The organism is Halodesulfovibrio marinisediminis DSM 17456, assembly GCF_900129975.1.
Taxonomy (GTDB): Bacteria; Desulfobacterota; Desulfovibrionia; order Desulfovibrionales; family Desulfovibrionaceae; genus Halodesulfovibrio; species Halodesulfovibrio marinisediminis.
In genome coordinates this window covers 106,951-124,991 of the sequence record NZ_FSRG01000003.1, presented here as the reverse complement: position 1 = coordinate 124,991, position 18,041 = coordinate 106,951, and the positions used below count along the sequence as shown (strand labels likewise).

General features: G+C 46.7%; 18 protein-coding genes. 16 read left to right on the top strand and 2 right to left on the bottom strand.

Going from position 1 to position 18,041, the window contains the following annotated elements; genetic code table 11:
- Window positions 1-40: 40 nt before the first annotated feature.
- Window positions 41-574 carry an FxsA family protein gene (locus BUR09_RS00645; protein WP_074215041.1) on the bottom strand — a complete coding sequence of 178 codons (534 nt, stop codon included), beginning with the start codon at window positions 572-574 and terminating at the stop codon, window positions 41-43.
- Between the two features lie 443 nt (window positions 575-1,017).
- Window positions 1,018-1,227, bottom strand: coding sequence for a 50S ribosomal protein L28 (gene rpmB / locus BUR09_RS00640; protein ID WP_074215040.1), 210 nt, complete (start codon window positions 1,225-1,227; stop codon window positions 1,018-1,020).
- Between the two features lie 196 nt (window positions 1,228-1,423).
- Between rpmB and BUR09_RS00635 the strand changes: the two genes are divergently transcribed.
- The 16 genes from BUR09_RS00635 (at window position 1,424) to BUR09_RS00560 (ending at window position 17,959) form a co-directional block, all read left to right on the top strand.
- Window positions 1,424-1,954 (top strand): YceD family protein, encoded by a 531-nt coding sequence (locus BUR09_RS00635; protein WP_074215039.1) that lies wholly within the window; start codon window positions 1,424-1,426, stop codon window positions 1,952-1,954.
- 51 nt (window positions 1,955-2,005) lie between these two features.
- Window positions 2,006-2,182 (top strand): 50S ribosomal protein L32, encoded by a 177-nt coding sequence (rpmF, locus tag BUR09_RS00630; protein ID WP_074215038.1) that lies wholly within the window; start codon window positions 2,006-2,008, stop codon window positions 2,180-2,182.
- Entirely contained in the window at window positions 2,175-3,215 is a 1,041-nt protein-coding gene (plsX, locus tag BUR09_RS00625) for a phosphate acyltransferase PlsX (RefSeq protein WP_074215037.1), read from the top strand. Before rpmF ends, plsX begins: the two co-directional genes overlap by 8 nt.
- A 53-nt stretch (window positions 3,216-3,268) precedes the next feature.
- A complete protein-coding gene (locus BUR09_RS00620) occupies window positions 3,269-4,258 on the top strand; it encodes a beta-ketoacyl-ACP synthase III (RefSeq protein WP_074215036.1) in 990 nt (329 codons plus the stop codon).
- Between the two features lie 137 nt (window positions 4,259-4,395).
- Window positions 4,396-5,139, top strand: a complete 744-nt coding sequence (fabG, locus tag BUR09_RS00615) for a 3-oxoacyl-[acyl-carrier-protein] reductase (RefSeq protein WP_074215035.1) — start codon at window positions 4,396-4,398, stop codon at window positions 5,137-5,139.
- Between the two features lie 84 nt (window positions 5,140-5,223).
- Window positions 5,224-5,454, top strand: a complete 231-nt coding sequence (acpP, locus tag BUR09_RS00610) for an acyl carrier protein (protein ID WP_074215034.1) — start codon at window positions 5,224-5,226, stop codon at window positions 5,452-5,454.
- Between the two features lie 171 nt (window positions 5,455-5,625).
- Window positions 5,626-6,873, top strand: a complete 1,248-nt coding sequence (fabF, locus tag BUR09_RS00605) for a beta-ketoacyl-ACP synthase II (protein ID WP_074215033.1) — start codon at window positions 5,626-5,628, stop codon at window positions 6,871-6,873.
- A gap of 74 nt (window positions 6,874-6,947) precedes the next feature.
- Window positions 6,948-8,186 (top strand): serine hydroxymethyltransferase, encoded by a 1,239-nt coding sequence (gene glyA, locus BUR09_RS00600; protein ID WP_074215032.1) that lies wholly within the window; start codon window positions 6,948-6,950, stop codon window positions 8,184-8,186.
- Window positions 8,187-8,382: 196 nt separating this feature from the next.
- Window positions 8,383-8,859 carry a deoxycytidylate deaminase gene (locus BUR09_RS00595; protein WP_074215031.1) on the top strand — a complete coding sequence of 159 codons (477 nt, stop codon included), beginning with the start codon at window positions 8,383-8,385 and terminating at the stop codon, window positions 8,857-8,859.
- Window positions 8,846-9,961 carry a bifunctional diaminohydroxyphosphoribosylaminopyrimidine deaminase/5-amino-6-(5-phosphoribosylamino)uracil reductase RibD gene (gene ribD / locus BUR09_RS00590; protein ID WP_074215030.1) on the top strand — a complete coding sequence of 372 codons (1,116 nt, stop codon included), beginning with the start codon at window positions 8,846-8,848 and terminating at the stop codon, window positions 9,959-9,961. The genes BUR09_RS00595 and ribD overlap by 14 nt, the downstream gene beginning before the upstream one ends.
- Window position 9,962: 1 nt before the next feature.
- On the top strand, window positions 9,963-10,625 hold the full coding sequence (locus BUR09_RS00585) for a riboflavin synthase (RefSeq protein WP_074215029.1): 663 nt from the start codon (window positions 9,963-9,965) through the stop codon (window positions 10,623-10,625).
- Between the two features lie 64 nt (window positions 10,626-10,689).
- The gene (locus BUR09_RS00580) at window positions 10,690-11,910 is read left to right on the top strand and encodes a bifunctional 3,4-dihydroxy-2-butanone-4-phosphate synthase/GTP cyclohydrolase II (RefSeq protein ID WP_074215028.1); all 1,221 of its coding nucleotides are present in this window, start codon (window positions 10,690-10,692) and stop codon (window positions 11,908-11,910) included.
- A gap of 132 nt (window positions 11,911-12,042) precedes the next feature.
- Window positions 12,043-12,513 carry a 6,7-dimethyl-8-ribityllumazine synthase gene (gene ribH / locus BUR09_RS00575; RefSeq protein ID WP_074215027.1) on the top strand — a complete coding sequence of 157 codons (471 nt, stop codon included), beginning with the start codon at window positions 12,043-12,045 and terminating at the stop codon, window positions 12,511-12,513.
- A 3-nt stretch (window positions 12,514-12,516) separates the two neighbouring features.
- Window positions 12,517-12,984 (top strand): transcription antitermination factor NusB, encoded by a 468-nt coding sequence (gene nusB / locus BUR09_RS00570; RefSeq protein ID WP_074215026.1) that lies wholly within the window; start codon window positions 12,517-12,519, stop codon window positions 12,982-12,984.
- A gap of 554 nt (window positions 12,985-13,538) precedes the next feature.
- Window positions 13,539-16,028, top strand: a complete 2,490-nt coding sequence (gene leuS / locus BUR09_RS00565; protein WP_084539270.1) for a leucine--tRNA ligase — start codon at window positions 13,539-13,541, stop codon at window positions 16,026-16,028.
- A gap of 380 nt (window positions 16,029-16,408) precedes the next feature.
- A complete protein-coding gene (locus BUR09_RS00560; RefSeq protein ID WP_074215025.1) occupies window positions 16,409-17,959 on the top strand; it encodes a DUF697 domain-containing protein in 1,551 nt (516 codons plus the stop codon).
- Window positions 17,960-18,041 lie beyond the last annotated feature (82 nt).

Below are 18,041 nucleotides of genomic sequence, written 5' to 3'. Positions count from 1 at the left end.
CTCTTCACATTGTGAAGAGCGTTTTTTATTAGGCTCAGGTCTACTTCTTTTCGTCGACCGGCTCGCAATCGATCACTATTGCTTGCCTAGGAGTCTGCTGTTGAGCATCATTTTTAATTTCACTGTAGATGGTTTGTTCATCTTTTTGCTGGCCTCCTGAGGAGTGCCAAGTGTAATACGTGAATCCTGCATGATTCTGGGATCCACCACGTACCGCTGCTGCATTGAACTGTTTACGTAACCAACGAGCTAGAGGCTTGCGTGTTACTGGTAACAACATGGCTAGACCGGCAAAGTCTGTTACAAAACCCGGGGTAAGTAACAACAGGCCTGCAATGAGAATTAACAATCCTTCCATCATCTCATCGGCCGGCATTTCGCCCGCATCCAATGACTGCCGTACCTTCTGCATGGTATTAAACCCTTCCATACGAGCAAGCCATGCACCGGCGATACCGGTTAAAATCACTATTCCGATAGTAGGCAGGCCACCAATTACAGAGCCCACAGAAACAAGCATATATAATTCAAGAATCGGAATGAGAGTAAACAGTAAAAATAATCTTCCAAACATATTGTTGTGCCCTTCAAAATTCTAAGCAATCTATCCGTACCAAATTTAAATAGTCATCTTTATCAAAATGACAAGCCCCTTTCAGGGCAAATTCCCCCGCCGTAACAGCGCTATCCTTTCCAATATACAGGAATTACCCAACAAGTCACCACCACCTGCTGAAACCTATACATAAAAAAAGCATTTAGATGAGAATACTACTGCTCCATCATACGCAGCAGTCACTGCAATAAGTCATAAATTGGATAGAATCGTTGAAAGATAGATTTCACTATCTGCACAAATTAGTAAAGAAAGTAATGAGAAAAAACGGCGCAGGGCTATAAAAATGCAGAGTTATCAAAAGGCAGGGTTATGCTATGAAGAAAATTTGACAAAAAAAAATCTCATCATTGCTGATGAGATTTTTTCTTTTCTTGTCCAATCTGGATCGCCGAAAAAGCTTAAGCAGTCTTAGTTGCTACAGGCTTCACAACAGCGCCAGAGCGCAGACAACGAGTGCAAACGTTGATAGATTTTACCTGACCGTTAGGGAACTGGTGACGTACACGCTGAAGGTTAGGTAAAAAACGACGTTTAGTTTTGATGTGTGAGTGAGAAACATTGTTACCCACCTGTGGGCCTTTACCGCAAATAGCACATTCTTTAGCCATGGCGATTCTCCGTATATTAAAGAAAAAATTTTATTGCTTTTGTTGTCACGCAAGCAGATCTGCTCTAAAAGTTTTACTACAAATGCGCAAGCAAAGAGATGGGTGTATTATACCCTCGGTACAAAAAAGGCAACCCTTTTCTTGACAAACAAACACTCTCGCATGTAGAAATCCCCTTCCGCAAGAGGACATCAATATGAAACAACTTTGGCTAGCAATCAAGGATCTGCCTCCAGAAGGCAAGGAAATAATCATCAACGACCAGTCCGTATGGCAAGGTCCTATTGATGAATTCGCTCTCCCTTACACTATTAAGGAAGAGTTTGCAGCCCGTTTATTCCTCATCCCTCAAGAGCAGGGATGCATTCTGCATGGCAGCCTGACAGGTACTGTTAATCTGCCTTGCAACCGTTGCACTCAGGACGCAACAGTTACAATCAATCAAAATTTTGATGAAGTATTCATGCTTGACGAAGAGCTAAGTTCGGATGATACCGAACCTAACGTTCGCATCGTCAATGAAAGCACTGGAATCGAAATTGAGGTTGCAGGCGTTCTTTGGGAAGAATTTGTCATCGCCCTTCCGGTCAAACCCTTATGCAAGGAAGACTGTAAGGGTCTTTGCGCTGAGTGCGGCAAAGATTTAAACACTGGAAAATGCGAGTGTGAAGATTCAACACTCGATCCTCGCTTTGCGGTTCTTCGGAACCTTAAAGTGAATAAATAACGATTACGTCTTTCGGAATTCATTCGAAAGCAGATTAAAGAGAGGTCTGTCATGGCTGTAGCACAGAAAAGAAAATCTAAGTCCCGTAAGGGCATGCGTCGCTCCCACCACCGTGTGGCTGTACCTTCCGTAGTATACTGCGAATGCGGCGAAGCAGCGCTTCCACACCGCGTTTGTGCAGCTTGTGGCTCTTACAACGGTCGTCAGATCAGTAAGGACGATGCATAGCATTCCTGTTATAGCTGTGGACGCAATGGGCGGTGACATTGGCCCGTCCGTTAACGTCCCAGGTGCTATTAAGGCTGCTCGCACCTTCGGTATAAAGGTCATCCTTGTCGGTAACGAAGAGCTGATCAATGCCGAACTCGATAGGCTACCCCTTAAAGGGGTGGCCTATGAAGTAGTGCACACCGACGAGGTGGCAGGAATGGACGAGAAGCCATCCGACATCCTTCGCCGTAAAAAGAATGCGTCTATCCAGATCGCATGCCGCCTTGTTAAAGAAGGTAAAGCAGATGGCATAGTAAGCGCCGGTAACTCTGGTGCTACTGTTGCGTGCGGCATGTTTATCATTGGACGTATCGCCGGCGTAGAACGCCCTGCCCTTGCGAGCGTAATGCCTACAGAGAAGAACCCTATTGTTCTTCTTGACGTAGGAGCCAACGTAGATTGTAAGCCTCAGCACCTGTTCCAGTTCGGCCTTATGGCCAACGCCTTTGCCAAAGATCTTCTGGAGTATGAATCTCCTCGAATCGGCCTCCTTTCCATTGGTGAAGAAGAAGGCAAGGGCAACGTACAGGTAAAAGAAGCCTACGACCTGTTCAAATTGACCAACGACATTAACTTCCTTGGAAACGTTGAGGGACGTGATCTATTTACAGGTGAAGTTGATGTAGTGGTCTGCGACGGTTTTGTAGGCAACGTAGCCTTGAAACTCAGTGAGGGGCTCAGCTCTTCAATGGGCAGGCTATTAAAACGACAGCTGATGTCGAGTACAATTGCAAAAATAGGCGCATTACTGGCTAAAAAAGCGTTTAAAAAGTTTGCAAAAGTTGTAGACTACGCCGAATATGGCGGCGCACCAGTTCTGGGTCTTAAGGGGATCGCGATTGTATGTCACGGCGCATCGAATGATAGAGCTATCTTCAACGCCGTAAAAATGGCATCTACTTTCGTACGCAAAAAAACAAATGAGCGCCTAGTCGAAGCTATCAGTGCCAATGAAGAACTGACGAGCTTTGGCAGAGCTATTAAGAACTAAAGCTGAGGCGGTGCAGTACTACTGTGCCGCTTTGTGGCTTTCCGGAATCAGTAATGAAAAATAAATGTTACATCCGGGGCTTCGGAGCATTTGTTCCTGAAAAGGTTCTAACCAACTTCGACCTCGAAAAGATGGTCGACACAAGCGACGAATGGATCAGAACTCGCACGGGTATCGAGCAACGCCACATCGTGGCAGAAGGTCAGTCTACTTCTGACCTTACTACTCAAGCAGCCAAAGCTGCCATCACCGATGCGAAAATGAACCGGGAAGAGTTATCCCATATTCTTGTGGCGACCTGTACACCTGATGCATACTGCCCTAATACAGCATGCATCACGGAAGACAAACTCGGATTAAAAGGCCTTATGGCTCTTGACCTGAGCGCTGCCTGTTCCGGCTTTGTATATGGACTTAAGCTTGCAAGCTCTCTTGCCCAGACAGAAGAAAACGCAAACATTCTTCTCTGTGGCGGTGAGTCCATGTCATCCCGTATCAACTGGGAAGACCGCAACACCTGCGTTCTTTTCGGTGATGGTGCCGGTGCGGTAGTCATTTCCGCCACTCCTACAGAAGACTCTACGACTATCGTAGATATCGAACTTTCCTCCGATGGGTCTTTGTGTGAACTGCTGACAATCCGCGGTGGCGGTTCTTCCCTCCCGTATAAAGTCGGTCAGCCTGTTCCTGAAGAACACTTCGTTATGATGCAAGGACGCGAAGTCTTTAAGCATGCTGTGCGCAGCATGGTAGGTGTGTGTAACACTATTATGGAACGCAACGGCCTCTCTGCTGACGACATCGATATTCTCATTCCACATCAGGCAAATATGCGTATTATCGAAGCCGTTGGTAAAAAGCTCTCCATTGACAGCGAACGAGTGTACGTGAATGTGAACAAAGTGGGTAACACTTCCGCAGCGTCCATTCCAATCGCACTTGGACAGGCCAAAGCAGCCGGCATCCTCGAACCAGGTAAAAACATCCTGCTGACAACATTCGGCGGCGGTTTCACTTGGGGTGCTGCACTGCTGAGAACCTAGAAATCTTCTTAATGTCGACTATTCCCTAACACATACATATTCTTAGAATGTTACACAGCCAGTTTTGGGAATTGAAGTTATACTCTCTTTGAGGTATAAGGCATTGCTTTTAACACCTAACCAGAAGCGATAATATCATTATGGAATTACTTTCAACTGCACTGGTTACCGGCGGCTCTCGCGGAATTGGCAAAGCTATCGCTGAGCAGCTGGGTAAAGCCGGATTTCAGGTTTACCTCACATACGTTTCCAAGCCAGAAGAGGCTCAGAACGTTGCAGCTTCCATTGAAGCTGCTGGTGGTAAAGCAAAAGCGTTCAAATTAGATGTTGGCAATCCTGAAGAGATTGCAGCATTTTTTAAAGAAGAAATTAAAGACAAAGTGAAACTTGATGTTCTTGTGAACAACGCAGGTATCACTAAAGACGGTCTTCTTCTTCGCATGAAGAATGATGACTTTGATCGTGTCATTAACGTAAACCTGCGCGGGTCTTTTGTTGCTTGCAGAGAGGCAGCAAAAATCATGAGTAAACAGCGCTGTGGCCGTATCATCAACCTTACTTCTGTAGTAGGTCAGATGGGTAACGCAGGTCAGGCTAACTACTGCTCCGCAAAAGCTGGTATTATCGGTATGACAAAATCTATGGCAAAAGAACTCGGTGCTCGTAATATCACCGTTAACGCTGTTGCCCCTGGTTTTATCAAAACCGATATGACTAACGCTCTTCCAGAGAACGTGCGCAGCGACTACGAAAAAGCAATCCCTCTCAAACGCATGGGCGACGCAGAGGACATTGCCAATACAGTAGCATTTCTTGCATCAGATGGTGCCGGCTACATTACAGGGCAAGTTATTGCCGTTAACGGCGGCATGTACTGCTAACGGGCTTGTGTCCGTAAAAAAACTTTACTGCTTTCCTACGAGAAGGCAAAATAACAAAAAAGAAACAATCCATTGGAGGAATCCATGTCTGCAGAAGCAAAAGTAAAACAGATTATCATTGAGCAGCTCGGCGTATCTGAAGAAGAAGTTAAAAACGAAGCTTCCTTCGTTGAAGACCTCGGCGCTGACTCCCTCGACCTCACCGAACTCATCATGGCTATGGAAGAAGAGTTCGGCGTTGAAATCGACGACGACGACGCACAGAAAATCCTGAAAGTTCAGGATGCGTACGACTACATCGCAAAACAGCAGTAGTCCGCACTGTTACAGCGTTTTATATACAGGCGTCTTGTGCATTACTGCATAAGACGCCTTACCCGCTTATTTTGATAGCACATAAATGAGGTAGTGTTATCAGCGCAATGTGAAGAGAAGCGGGTTGAACAGATCTCTTATACAGCGCACTTTTTCCCAGGAATGAAGCATATGACTGAAAAAAGAGTAGTAGTAACTGGCGTTGCCACCATTAACCCACTTGGGAACGATGTTGACACAAGCTGGGGAAAACTGATTGCCGGTGAATCCGGTATCGGTCCAATCACCCAGTTTGATGCAAGCGAGTTCACTTCACAGATTGCAGGCGAAGTTAAAGATTTTAACGCAGCTGACTATATTCCAGCAAAACAGGTTCGCCGCATGGACCGTTTTGTTCAGTTTGGTGTTGCATGTGCTAAACAGCTCATGGACAACTCCAAATACGAAATCACAGACGACAACGCGAAACGCGTTGGTGTTATGCTCGGCGTAGGTCTTGGTGGTCTTAACACCATCGAAACCTTCCACTCAAAACTTACAAGTGCCGGTCCAAACAAAATCAGCCCATTCTGGATTCCAATGCTGATTTCCAACATGGCACCGGGACAGGTATCTATTTTCACTGGTGCAAAAGGTCCAAACCTTGTATTTACCAGTGCCTGTGCATCCGGTACCCACGCAATCGGCCATGCATTTGAAGAAATTAAAACCGGACGTTGTGATGCAGTAATCACAGGCGGTACAGAATCTACTATCACCCCGATGGGTGTATCCGGCTTTACCGCGCTTAAAGCGCTTTGCAGCAACCGTAACGATGAACCAACCAAAGCATCGCGTCCATTTGACGGTGAACGCTCTGGCTTTATCATCGGTGAAGGCTCTGGCTTGCTCCTTCTTGAATCATACGACTCTGCAAAAGCTCGCGGTGCTAAAATTTACGCGGAAGTTGTGGGCTTCGGTTCTACTGGTGATGCATTCCATATGACTGCACCGCGTGAAGACTCCGAAGGAATGGCTCAGTCAATGCTCAACGCTATTGAAGAAGCGGGCGTTGCTCCTGAAGCTGTGGACTGCATCAACGCACACGGTACTTCTACCTCTCTTAACGATAAGGCAGAAACCGGTGCGATGAAAAAAGTCTTTGGTGATCATGCGTACAAACTGCGTATCTCTGCGAACAAGTCTCAGACGGGACACCTTTTAGGTGCTGCTGGTGGCATGGAGGGAGTATTCTCCTGCATGACACTTGATAAAGGCATTGTTCCTGGTACTGCAAACCATGAAAATCCTGACCCAGAATGCGATCTGAACTACATGGGGAATGGTTCAGAGGAGTATCAAGCTGAGTACGTGCTCAGCAACAACTTCGGCTTTGGCGGCACAAACGCAAGTGTGCTGTTCAAGCGTTTCGACGGGTAATGTGTGGGCGTACGCAGCTTGGTAGCTGTGTGCGCCCTTTTTCTTCCTCATTTAAATCGTAAGGGGCATCACTCATGGATGAAGTCTTTATCCAAGATCCCGAAGTAGGCCGTTCCATTTTTCAGGAAATCGATCGTCAGACCGGTGGTCTTGAATTAATTGCATCTGAAAACTTTGTTTCTACAGCAGTACGTCAGACTCAGGGTTCCGTACTTACTCACAAGTACGCTGAAGGTTACCCTGGCAAGCGTTACTATGGTGGCTGCGAATACGTAGACGTAACCGAAACCATCGCTATTGAACGTGCAAAAGAAATTTTCGGTGCAGAATATGTTAACGTGCAGCCGCACTCCGGCAGCCAGGCTAACATGGCAGCTTACTATGCCATCGCCAATGCTGGCGATACTGTGCTCGGTATGGATCTCTCCCACGGGGGACACCTTACCCACGGCAGTCCTGTCAACTTCTCCGGTAGATTCTTTGACGTTAAAGCATACGGTGTAAACCGTGAGACCGGTCGTATTGACTACGATAACGTTCTCGAGCTTGCAAAAGAACACAAACCGGCGGTTATCATCGCAGGTGCAAGTGCATACCCTAGAGAGATTGACTTCGCGAAGTTCCGTGCGATTGCAGATGAAGTAGGTGCAAAACTTTTTGTGGATATGGCACACATTGCAGGTTTAGTTGCAGCTGGCTTGCATAACTCCCCAGTTCCACATGCTCACGTGACAACCACTACCACCCATAAAACCCTGCGTGGTCCACGCGGCGGTATGATCCTTTCCAATGAAGATCTGGGTAAGAAATTAAACAGCCAGATCTTCCCTGGAATTCAGGGTGGTCCACTCATGCACGTTATTGCTGCTAAAGCTGTTGCTTTCGGCGAAGCACTGCGTCCTGAGTACAAGGTCTACCAGAAACAGGTGCTTGCTAACGCTAAGACTCTTGGTCAGGCTCTTCTTGATGAAGGCTTTGATCTGGTTTCCGGCGGTACAGACAACCACCTCCTTCTCATTGACCTCACTAACAAAGACATTACTGGTAAAGATGCTCAGCTTGCTCTTGATAAAGCTGGTATCACCACCAACAAAAACACTGTTCCTTTTGAAACCCGCAGCCCATTCGTAACTTCCGGTATCCGTATCGGTACTCCGGCGCTTACAAGCCGCGGTATGAAAGAAGCAGACATGCAGCAGGTAGCAGCATGGATGATCGATGCACTCAAACACATCGACAACGATGCTTACCTTGCTGACATCCACAAGCAGGTAACGGCGTTTGCACGTCAATTCCCGCTTTTTGCTTGGTAAAAGCACAAGGCCGGGGCTTACCTCCCCGGCCTTTTTTTTGCCTAACTTTCAGCCTTCTATGCTTTTATACTTTGGGCGTATTTCTAAATTATATATGGTGCCTTGACTGCGGCATACGACATACCTATCGTACATGTACCTAAAAATTTTTTTAATACCATTTTATTAGAAACACACCCTGTTGGAGTTAACACCAATGCAACAGAGACTTCCTTGGCCTCAATATTTCATGGACATTACCTATATGGTTGCCGAGCGCTCAACCTGCACCCGCCGCAAAGTTGGCGCAATTGCAGTTAAAGATAAGCGCATTCTTGCAACAGGCTATAACGGTGCCCCTGCCGATACATCCCATTGCCTCGATATCGGATGTCTTCGTGCAGAACTTGGTATCCCTTCCGGCCAACGACATGAAATGTGCCGGGGACTCCATGCCGAACAGAACGTCATTATTCAGGCTGCAGTACACGGCGTATCACTTGCCGGTGCTGAAATTTACTGCACCACCATGCCTTGCCTCATCTGTACTAAGATGCTTCTCAACTGCGGCATTAAAGCCGTCTACTACGTTGAAGGCTACAACGATGAACTTGCCACTGAGATGGTTCAGGAAGCAGGCGTTCCATTTATTAAACTTGACCATGTAATCCGAGGCATCAATGCAGCATCCTAATGCCCACTTCATGCGCCATGCAATTGCACTTGCAGAAAAAGGACGCGGTGCAGCAGCTCCAAATCCTACTGTTGGCGCAGTGCTGGTACAGCACGGGCAAATTGTGGCAGAAGGCTACCACACAGCCTGCGGTCAGCCACATGCTGAAATAGAATGCCTTAAAGATGCCGCCGGAAAAGGGATTTCTCCTGAAAACTGCACAATGTATGTAACGCTTGAGCCTTGCAACCACTACGGGAAAACTCCTCCGTGCTCACGAGCCATTCTGGAGGCCGGTATCAAGCATGTTGTCATTGGCTTACAGGACCCGAATCCAAAAGCAAAAGGCGGCGCAGAGTTTTTACGGGAAAACGGCGTAGCTGTTGAAACAGGCCTCCTTGAAGAAGAATGCCGAGAACTAGTAGCTGACTTTCTCACATGGATTCAAACCCCCTACCCGTTTACTACACTGAAACTTGCTTCTACCTTGGATGGGAAAATTGCCACCAGAACAGGACACTCCCAGTGGATCAGCGGTGAAGAATCCCGCAAGCGGGTTCATGAGCTTAGAAAAAAAGTTGATGCTGTAATCGTCGGCGGCGGAACTTTCTATGCAGACAATCCGCAGCTCACCTGTCGCCTTGAAGGCGTTGAGCGCCAACCACTTGCTGTAATCGTGACCAAGCGCCTGCCGGAACATCCTGCACAATTCACGCTGGTTAACGATCGTCCTGAGCAAGTTATTTTCTGGACAAATGAAAAATCAGCCTTATCTGAAACTGCAAGCAAGCTTCAATCGTTAGGTTGTTTAGTTATCAGCCTGCCGGAACACGACGGCAAGCTCGATATTGCAGCAGGGCTCACCTGGCTGCGTCAGGAAAAAAACTGCCTCTACACCCTTTGCGAAGGCGGGGGAAAATTGGCATTATCGCTTCTTGAAAACAATCTGGTAAACGAGTTCCAGTTGCATATGGCTCCAAAAATTGTCGGAGATCAAAGCGCGCCTGACATCTTTTCCGGTAGAACCATAGCAACCATGGATGAAGCGCTCCGCTTACGGATTATCAAAACGGAACTAAGCGGCGAAGATGTTATACTGACACTTCGTCGACAGGAAATGTAGCATGTTTACAGGAATCATCCTTGGACAGGGCGAAATCCGCTCTGTTCAGAATATGGGCAAAGAAACTCGCCTTACAATTAAGCCACGCTGCGAACTCACTGACTACGTACTCGGTGAATCCATCGCAACAAACGGCGTGTGTCTTACCGTTGAAGATTTCGGCGCAGACTGGTTCACTGTTTATGCATCTGCAGAGACTATGGGACTTACCAACCTTGGTAAGCTCAAGACGGGCAGCAGCGTAAACCTTGAACGCGCTCTTGCAATGGGTGACCGTCTTGGTGGTCACATTGTAAGTGGACACGTTGACTGTATCGGCACTGTAGATTCTGTTCGTCCGGCTGGACTTTCAAAAATCTATAGAATTACGTTCCCAGAGGAGTTCGCAGCACAGGTTATCCCAAAAGGTTCTGTGACTCTGGACGGAATCAGCCTCACAGTTAATGCTTGTGGAAACAATTTTCTGGAAGTAAACATAATCCCTGAAACTCAAAAAATTACAACAATAGCCCAGTGGAATCCGGGTTACAGTGTTAATATAGAGACGGACGTTATTGGAAAATACGTTCAACGTATGCTTGGTGCATGGCAGCCCAATGCAGCGCAGGAAAAATCTGCTCCTAGCTCTATTACTGAAGAGTTTCTCAGAAAAAACGGATTCTAATTTTCGCATTCATTAATCTGCTTCGTGGGACATGCAGTTTAAGAACATACAACGAGGTGCGACAATGCCAATGTGTACGGCCGAAGAGGCCATTGAAGAGATTAAAAAAGGTCGAATGGTAATTCTCGTAGATGACGAGGATCGCGAGAACGAAGGTGACCTTACAATTGCTGCTGAGCATGTAACACCTGAAGTTATTAACTTTATGGCAACACACGGTCGCGGACTTATTTGTCTTGCGCTTGCTCCTGAGTGGGTGGACAAGCTTGAGTTGCCTATGATGACCCAGCGTAACGGTTCCAAATTCGGTACCAACTTTACGGTTTCCATTGAAGCCCGTGCTGGCGTTACTACCGGCATCTCCGCTAAAGACCGTGCTACTACTATTCTTGCAGCTATTGCAGACGACGTAAAACCGGATGATATTGTTACTCCGGGTCATATTTTCCCTCTGCGTGCCCAGAAAGGTGGCGTACTCGTTCGTGCAGGCCAGACAGAAGGTTCTGTAGACCTTGCTAAACTTGGCGGCCTTAAAGGTGCAGCAGTAATCTGCGAAATCATGAAAGATGACGGTGAAATGGCGCGCATGCCTGACCTCATCGAATTTGCTAAAAAGCATGACATGAAAATCGCAACTATCCGCGATCTTATCCGCTACCGCATGCGTCCTGACGAACTTTCCGTTACACGCGTTGCCGAAGCAGAGATGCCTACCAAGTATGGTGAATTCAAAATCATCGCATACGAAAACGAACTTGAGCCGGAAACTCATATTGCTCTTGTTAAGGGTCCAATTGATTCCAGCAAGCCAGTGCTCGTTCGCGTACACAGCGAATGCCTCACCGGTGATGTACTCGGCTCCATGCGCTGCGATTGCGGCGACCAGCTCGCAAACGCAATGTGCAAAGTTCAGGCAGAAGATCAGGGCATCATCCTGTACATGCGCCAAGAAGGGCGCGGTATCGGCCTTGCTAACAAAATCAAGGCCTACAACCTTCAGGATCAGGGCTACGACACCGTAGAAGCAAACGAAAAGCTCGGCTTTAAAGCTGACCTTCGTGACTACGGCATCGGCGCACAGATGCTGGTTGACCTTGGCGTACGCCAAATGCGCATGATGACCAACAACCCTAAAAAAATTGTTGGTATCGAAGGGTACGGAATTGAAGTTGTAGAACGTGTTCCTATTGAAATGAACGCCTGCGAATTCAATGAAGATTACCTGCGCACCAAAAAAGAAAAAATGGGACACATGTTGGAACATCTTAATGATTCCAATCAGTAACCATTAATTGAGTTGAAAATATGCTCCCTAACCCTAAAAATAGTTCTTTTCAGGGCTAGGGAGCTTGTTCTATACTTACCGACCCGCTTTTGCTGATGGAGCAAAAGCCGGCCTTAAGAAGGAGATTATACTATGCTGCATATCAATACTATCGAAGGTCAGTTCGACGCTAAAGGTCTTAAAATTGCTATCATCGCAACCCGTTTCAACGACTTCGTTGTTGATCGTCTTGTTGGTGGCGCAGTAGATTACCTTGCTCGTAACGGCGGTAACCGCGAAGACATGACTATTGTTAAACTTCCGGGTGCATTTGAAATGCCTATCGCTGCTAAAAAACTGGCTGAGAGCGGTAAGTACGATGGCATCGTAGCACTTGGCGCGGTTATTCGCGGCGCTACTCCTCACTTTGATTTTGTATGTAATGAATGTGCAAAGGGTCTTGCTCAGGTAAGCCTTGATTCCGGCATTCCGGTTGGTTTCGGTCTGCTCACCTGCGATTCCCTCGAACAAGCAATTGAACGCGCTGGCTCCAAAGGTGGCAACAAAGGCGTTGAAGCCGCATCTGCCATGCTTGAAACATACCGTGTTCTGGAGCAATTGTAATATATGGCTACCAAAGCAAAAAAAACACCACGTAAGTTGGCACGTGCACAAGCATTCCAGTTTCTGTACGGCTTAAACTTTTCTCCGGCTATGACCATTGAAGCACTGCAGGAAGCATACATGACTTCTCCTGACAATGCGGATAAGCCGGAAGCCCAGTGTCAGCCTGAAGGCTTCACTTGGGAGCTTATCGAAGGCGTGTGGAGTAACTACCGCGCTCTCGATGATGTGATCGCTCAGTTCTCCCGCCACTGGAAAGTGGATCGCATCGGTAAAATTGAGATCACCCTGCTCCGTCTTGCAGTTTTTGAAATGCTCTACCGTGATGACATTCCACCAAAAGTTGCAATCAACGAAGCTATCGAACTTGCAAAGCAGTTTGGTGACGACCGTTCCCGTCCATTCGTTAACGGTCTACTAGACGCTGCTGCAAAAGCTCTGGAAGAAGGCAAACTGGAAGTTAAGTATTAAGAAACTAATGTATACATAAGCATCCCCCCGGTAAACATGCCTGCCTTGCCATGGCAAGAGGAAGCCCGTTACCCGCAAGTATTTGAGAAGCTTTTCCAAACTCCTCTACTACGGATTACTTATGTATAGTTATTTCAGCCGCCTTCTTATATAGCGTTTTTTTGTGCCCGGACTCCTAAAAAGGTGTCCGGGCATATCCCGTTAAAAATGACATTTTTGCATAAAACACACCTTACTTCTCTTGCCGAAGAACAGGTAGTTTTGTATTGCAAAGCAGTAAAATTAAGTATGAAGCTCCACACTTTTCAATACGCTCTACGCAAACAGTATAGAAAAGTGTAACTGCCTATATTTTTTATAAAGAATCAAAAACTTGTTACGCAGCACCAAAGAAAGTTTCAACGACTAGATTGTATTTGAAAATTTCGTAATCGTTATCGAAGGTCCGTCTCCATGTCTGCTTAAGGCAAGCATTTCCTGACAGAGACGCCTTTCTATAGCACCCTGTGCAGCAGACTTTTTTAATGAGCCAAAGACTAAAGGAACTGTCGGCAATGAAATATGATCCACAAGCCATAGAAACTAAGTGGCAGGAAACTTGGGCTACCAACGGCGATTTCCACACCGATCACACATCGGACAAACCTAAACACTATGTTCTGGAAATGTTCCCGTACCCTTCCGGCAACATTCACATGGGTCATGTTCGCAACTACTCCCTAGGTGACGTTGTAGCACGTTTCATGCGTATGAAAGGCAAAAACGTTATGCATCCTATGGGCTGGGATGCTTTCGGTCTTCCTGCAGAAAACGCAGCTATCAAAAACAACATTCACCCAGCAAAGTGGACTCATTCCAACATCGACAACATGCGTAGCCAGCTTTCCCGCCTCGGTTACTCTTTCGACTGGCGTCGTGAACTCGCTACCTGCGATAAAGAATACTACCGCTGGGAACAGTTGTTCTTCCTCAAGTTTCTTGAAAAAGGTCTGCTCTATCGTAAACGTCAGGCTCAGAACTGGTGTCCAACCTGTAACACCGTTCTTGCTAACGAACAGGTAGAAGACGGTCTTTGCTGGCGTTGCGACACTGTTGTAGAACAGCGCGACCTTGCACAGTGGTTCCTTAAAATTACTGACTACGCAGAAGAACTTCTTGCTGACCTTGAAAAACTCAAAGGCGGCTGGCCTGATCGTGTTATCTCCATGCAGGAGAACTGGATCGGCAAATCTGTCGGTGCAGAAATTGAGTTCAAAGTAGAAGACTCCGAAGAAGTTATTCCTGTATTCACCACCCGTCCTGACACTGCATTCGGCGTATCTTTCATGAGCCTCGCACCAGAACACCCAATGGTGGAAAAACTCATCGAAGGTAAAGAACAGGCTGATGATGTACGCGCTTTCGTAAAACGCATCACAAACATGGACCGCATCGAGCGCACTTCTGACAACCTCGAAAAAGAAGGTATCTTCACCGGCGCATACTGCATCAACCCTCTGAACGGTACCAAGGTTCCTGTTTACGTAGCAAACTTTGTTCTCGTTGATTACGGTACAGGCGCTGTTATGGCAGTACCTGCACACGACCAGCGTGACTTCGAATTCGCTCGCAAATATGACCTGCCAATCAATGTAGTTATTCAGCCTGAAGATGAAAAGCTTGACCCTACTACCATGACTGAAGCGTATACCGCTCCTGGCGTTATGGTAAACTCCGGCGATTTCTCTGGCCTGACCAACGAAGAAGGCAAAGACAAGGTTGCAGTATGGTTGCAGGAAAATACCTGCGGTAAAAAGACCATCAACTACCGTCTTCGCGACTGGAACATTTCCCGCCAGCGCTACTGGGGTGCTCCAATCCCTGTGGTTTACTGTGATGAATGTGGCATCGTTCCAGAAAAAGAAGAAAACCTTCCTATCGAACTGCCACTGAACGTTCAGACTCATCAGGACGGTCGTTCTCCGCTTCCAGATACCCCTGAATTTATCAACTGCACCTGCCCTAAATGTGGTAAGCCTGCACGCCGCGAAACAGACACCATGGATACCTTCGTTGAATCTTCATGGTACTTCGCACGCTACACAGACGCTCAGAACCACGAAGCTCCGTTTACTCCGGAAGCTCTCAACTACTGGGCACCAGTTGATCAGTACATTGGCGGTGTTGAACACGCAATTCTTCACCTGCTCTACGCACGCTTCTTTACCAAAGCTCTGCGTGACTGCGACTACTTAGACTTTGATGAACCATTCTCCAACCTGCTCACTCAGGGCATGGTACTTATGGATGGTTCCAAGATGTCCAAATCTAAAGGCAACGTAGTTGACCCAACTGATATGATTGCACGTTACGGTGCAGATACCGTTCGCCTCTTCTGTCTCTTCGCAGCACCACCAGAGCGTGATTTCGAATGGTCTGAGTCCGGCATTGACGGTTCCTTCCGCTTCGTAAACCGCATCTGGCGTCTCATTGAAGAACTCGAAGGCGAACTCCTTACAGCTGCTCCTTGTTCTTCCACTGCTGACGACTGCACTTGCAAAGAAGCAAAGAATATTCGTCTCAAAGAGCACGAGACCGTTAAAAAGGCTGGCGACGATATCGAGCAGCGCTTCCAATTCAACACCGCGATTGCAGCAGTCATGGAGCTGGTTAACGAACTCTACCTCGCTAAAGACGCACTCAAAGGCGACGAAAAAGGCCGCAAGGTTCTTTCTTCCGCAATCAGCACCGTTATCAACCTCATGTCCCCGTTCACTCCACACCTTTGTGAAGAAATCTGGGAAATGCTTGGTCACACTGATCGCCTCGTACACGCTCAGTGGCCAACCTACAGCGAAGAAGCAATGGTTAAAGACGTGCTCACCGTTGTAGTACAGGTAAACGGTAAAGTTCGTGCTCGCCTCGAAGTACCTGCTGCTGCAAGCAAAGATGAAGTAGAAGAACTTGCTAAAAACGACGCAAACGTTCTCAAGCACATCGAAGGAAAGACCATCCGTAAAGTGATCGTTGTTCCTGGCAAGCTTGTTAACATCGTAGCAAATTAGTTTTTGCATGCCTCCGGCGGAGACAAAAACTTTTAAATGCGAGCTAAGCTCGTTGCTTTCATAGCCTCGCGGCTTTTGCTCCGCCATCTTGCATAAAAATAAAAAGGCTGTCCTAGTAATTAGGACAGCCTTTTTTTATCATTCAAGTCTGCAAGGTTACACCGCGTGATAATTGACCAACATACCTACCAGCATAATAAAATTGTCAAGACGTCGGAAAGCAACACATCGCACACAAAAACATGGAAGGCTCGTTAAAGCTTACTCTCAACCTTACAAAAAAATAACTTCACATTCTGAAGACAATGCGCGAGGAATTAAAAATCAAACGCGCAACTTCAGCTCCGTGTTGTAGTGCACGGACTTTTTTCTGGATTCAAATGCAATCAAAAATCAAAGTTATTCTCATTACTCTTGGCGGTGTTATTTCCATCGCCCTTGGATCGTTATTGCTTTCAGGCATCCGTACGATAGCTGAGGTATTTGCCTACATTGACCCTACATATGTGCCTATCGTTTTCTGGGCACTGACAGTATTGGGCTGCGGAGTTCTAGGGTATGCAGGATTAACTCTGTTTTTCTTTCCGAAACCACTGCTTATTCCGCAAGACCCTACTGAAGAACAAATTCAAGAGTACCGCAAAGCATATGTTGCACGTTTGCAGTGTAACCCGTTCATTAAAACCCAACAGTTACCGTGCAAAAGCGAACAGGAAATTATAGACGGCATTGTCGCACTTGAAACAGAAGCAAACCGTCTTATCGAAGAAACATCCAAGCGCGTATTTATCGGTACTGCCACGGCACAAAACGGCAGGCTGGATACACTGATCGTTTTCGCGCTCATTACGCACCTTATTTACAAGATCACAAAGCTGTATGCACAACGCCCTCATGTAAGCGACCTGATTACTCTCTATAAAAACGTCGTAGCTACAGCCTTTTTTGCTGGCGCTATGGAAGATATTGTTGTGGAAGAATACACACAACAAATTGTAGGTCCACTTGTCGCAACATCAGTCATGGGAAGCGTCCCCGGAGCACAAGCAATCGCTTCTGTCATTACAGCTTCCCTTCTTGATGGCTCTATGAACGCTCTACTGACCATGCGCTGCGGTATTATCGCCCGAGATTATATGAGTATTTATACAGATGATGATCTGCTAAGTAAGAAAGAGCTTCGTAAATCTGCAACCCGCGAAGCTGCAGGTATGTTCATGCGCACATCAGGCGACACTATTGCAACAGTTGCACAGTTACTTATTTCTGGAGCATCTAAGACTGTAAAACGTAGTATGGCAAAAGCATGGGACGCTGTACGTGGCATCACACCATCTTCAAAACCATGCCCTGCTGATGGTACGGACGAATACTTAGAAAACACTGCTACATCTGCAAATGAAAGAAAAAATATCCTCAACTCCGCTCGCGAATGTGTTTCTGGTACAGCTGAAAAAGTTGCCTCAGGGGTTTCTAACACAGGAAAAAACCTGACACAGGCTTCAAAGAAAACTGCCAGTGGTGTGGCAAGCGGAGTCACAAATGTCGCCTCTACAGCTTCTAAGGGCGTTTCAACCGCTGCTACTAACGCGGCAAAAGGTGTCTCTAAAGCGGCAGGCTGTGCGGGTAAGGGAATTTCTGCCACTGCAACTTCTGTTTCTGAAAATATTTCAAACGTAGCTTCTGTAGCGTCTTCTGCTACCAGTGCCGCAACAAAGGGAGTCAGCAATGCAGCAGCATCCACAGCAAACGGCCTACATTCTGTAAGCAAAAAAACGGCAAAAGGTGCTGCTAAGGCAAACTCAGCTGTTAAACGCGGTGTGAAACATTCTGGAAAGAAAATCTCTTCAGCGGCAGGAAAAACTAAAAATATATTAACAAAGCCATTTTCAAAGAAAAAAACAAAAAAAGATGAGTCCTCATCTTCATAAAACCAAAGCTCCCGATACAATTCGGGAGCTTTCTTTTTGAATGAGTTTTTGAGCTAAAGAACTAGTTATTCCCTCGCGTACA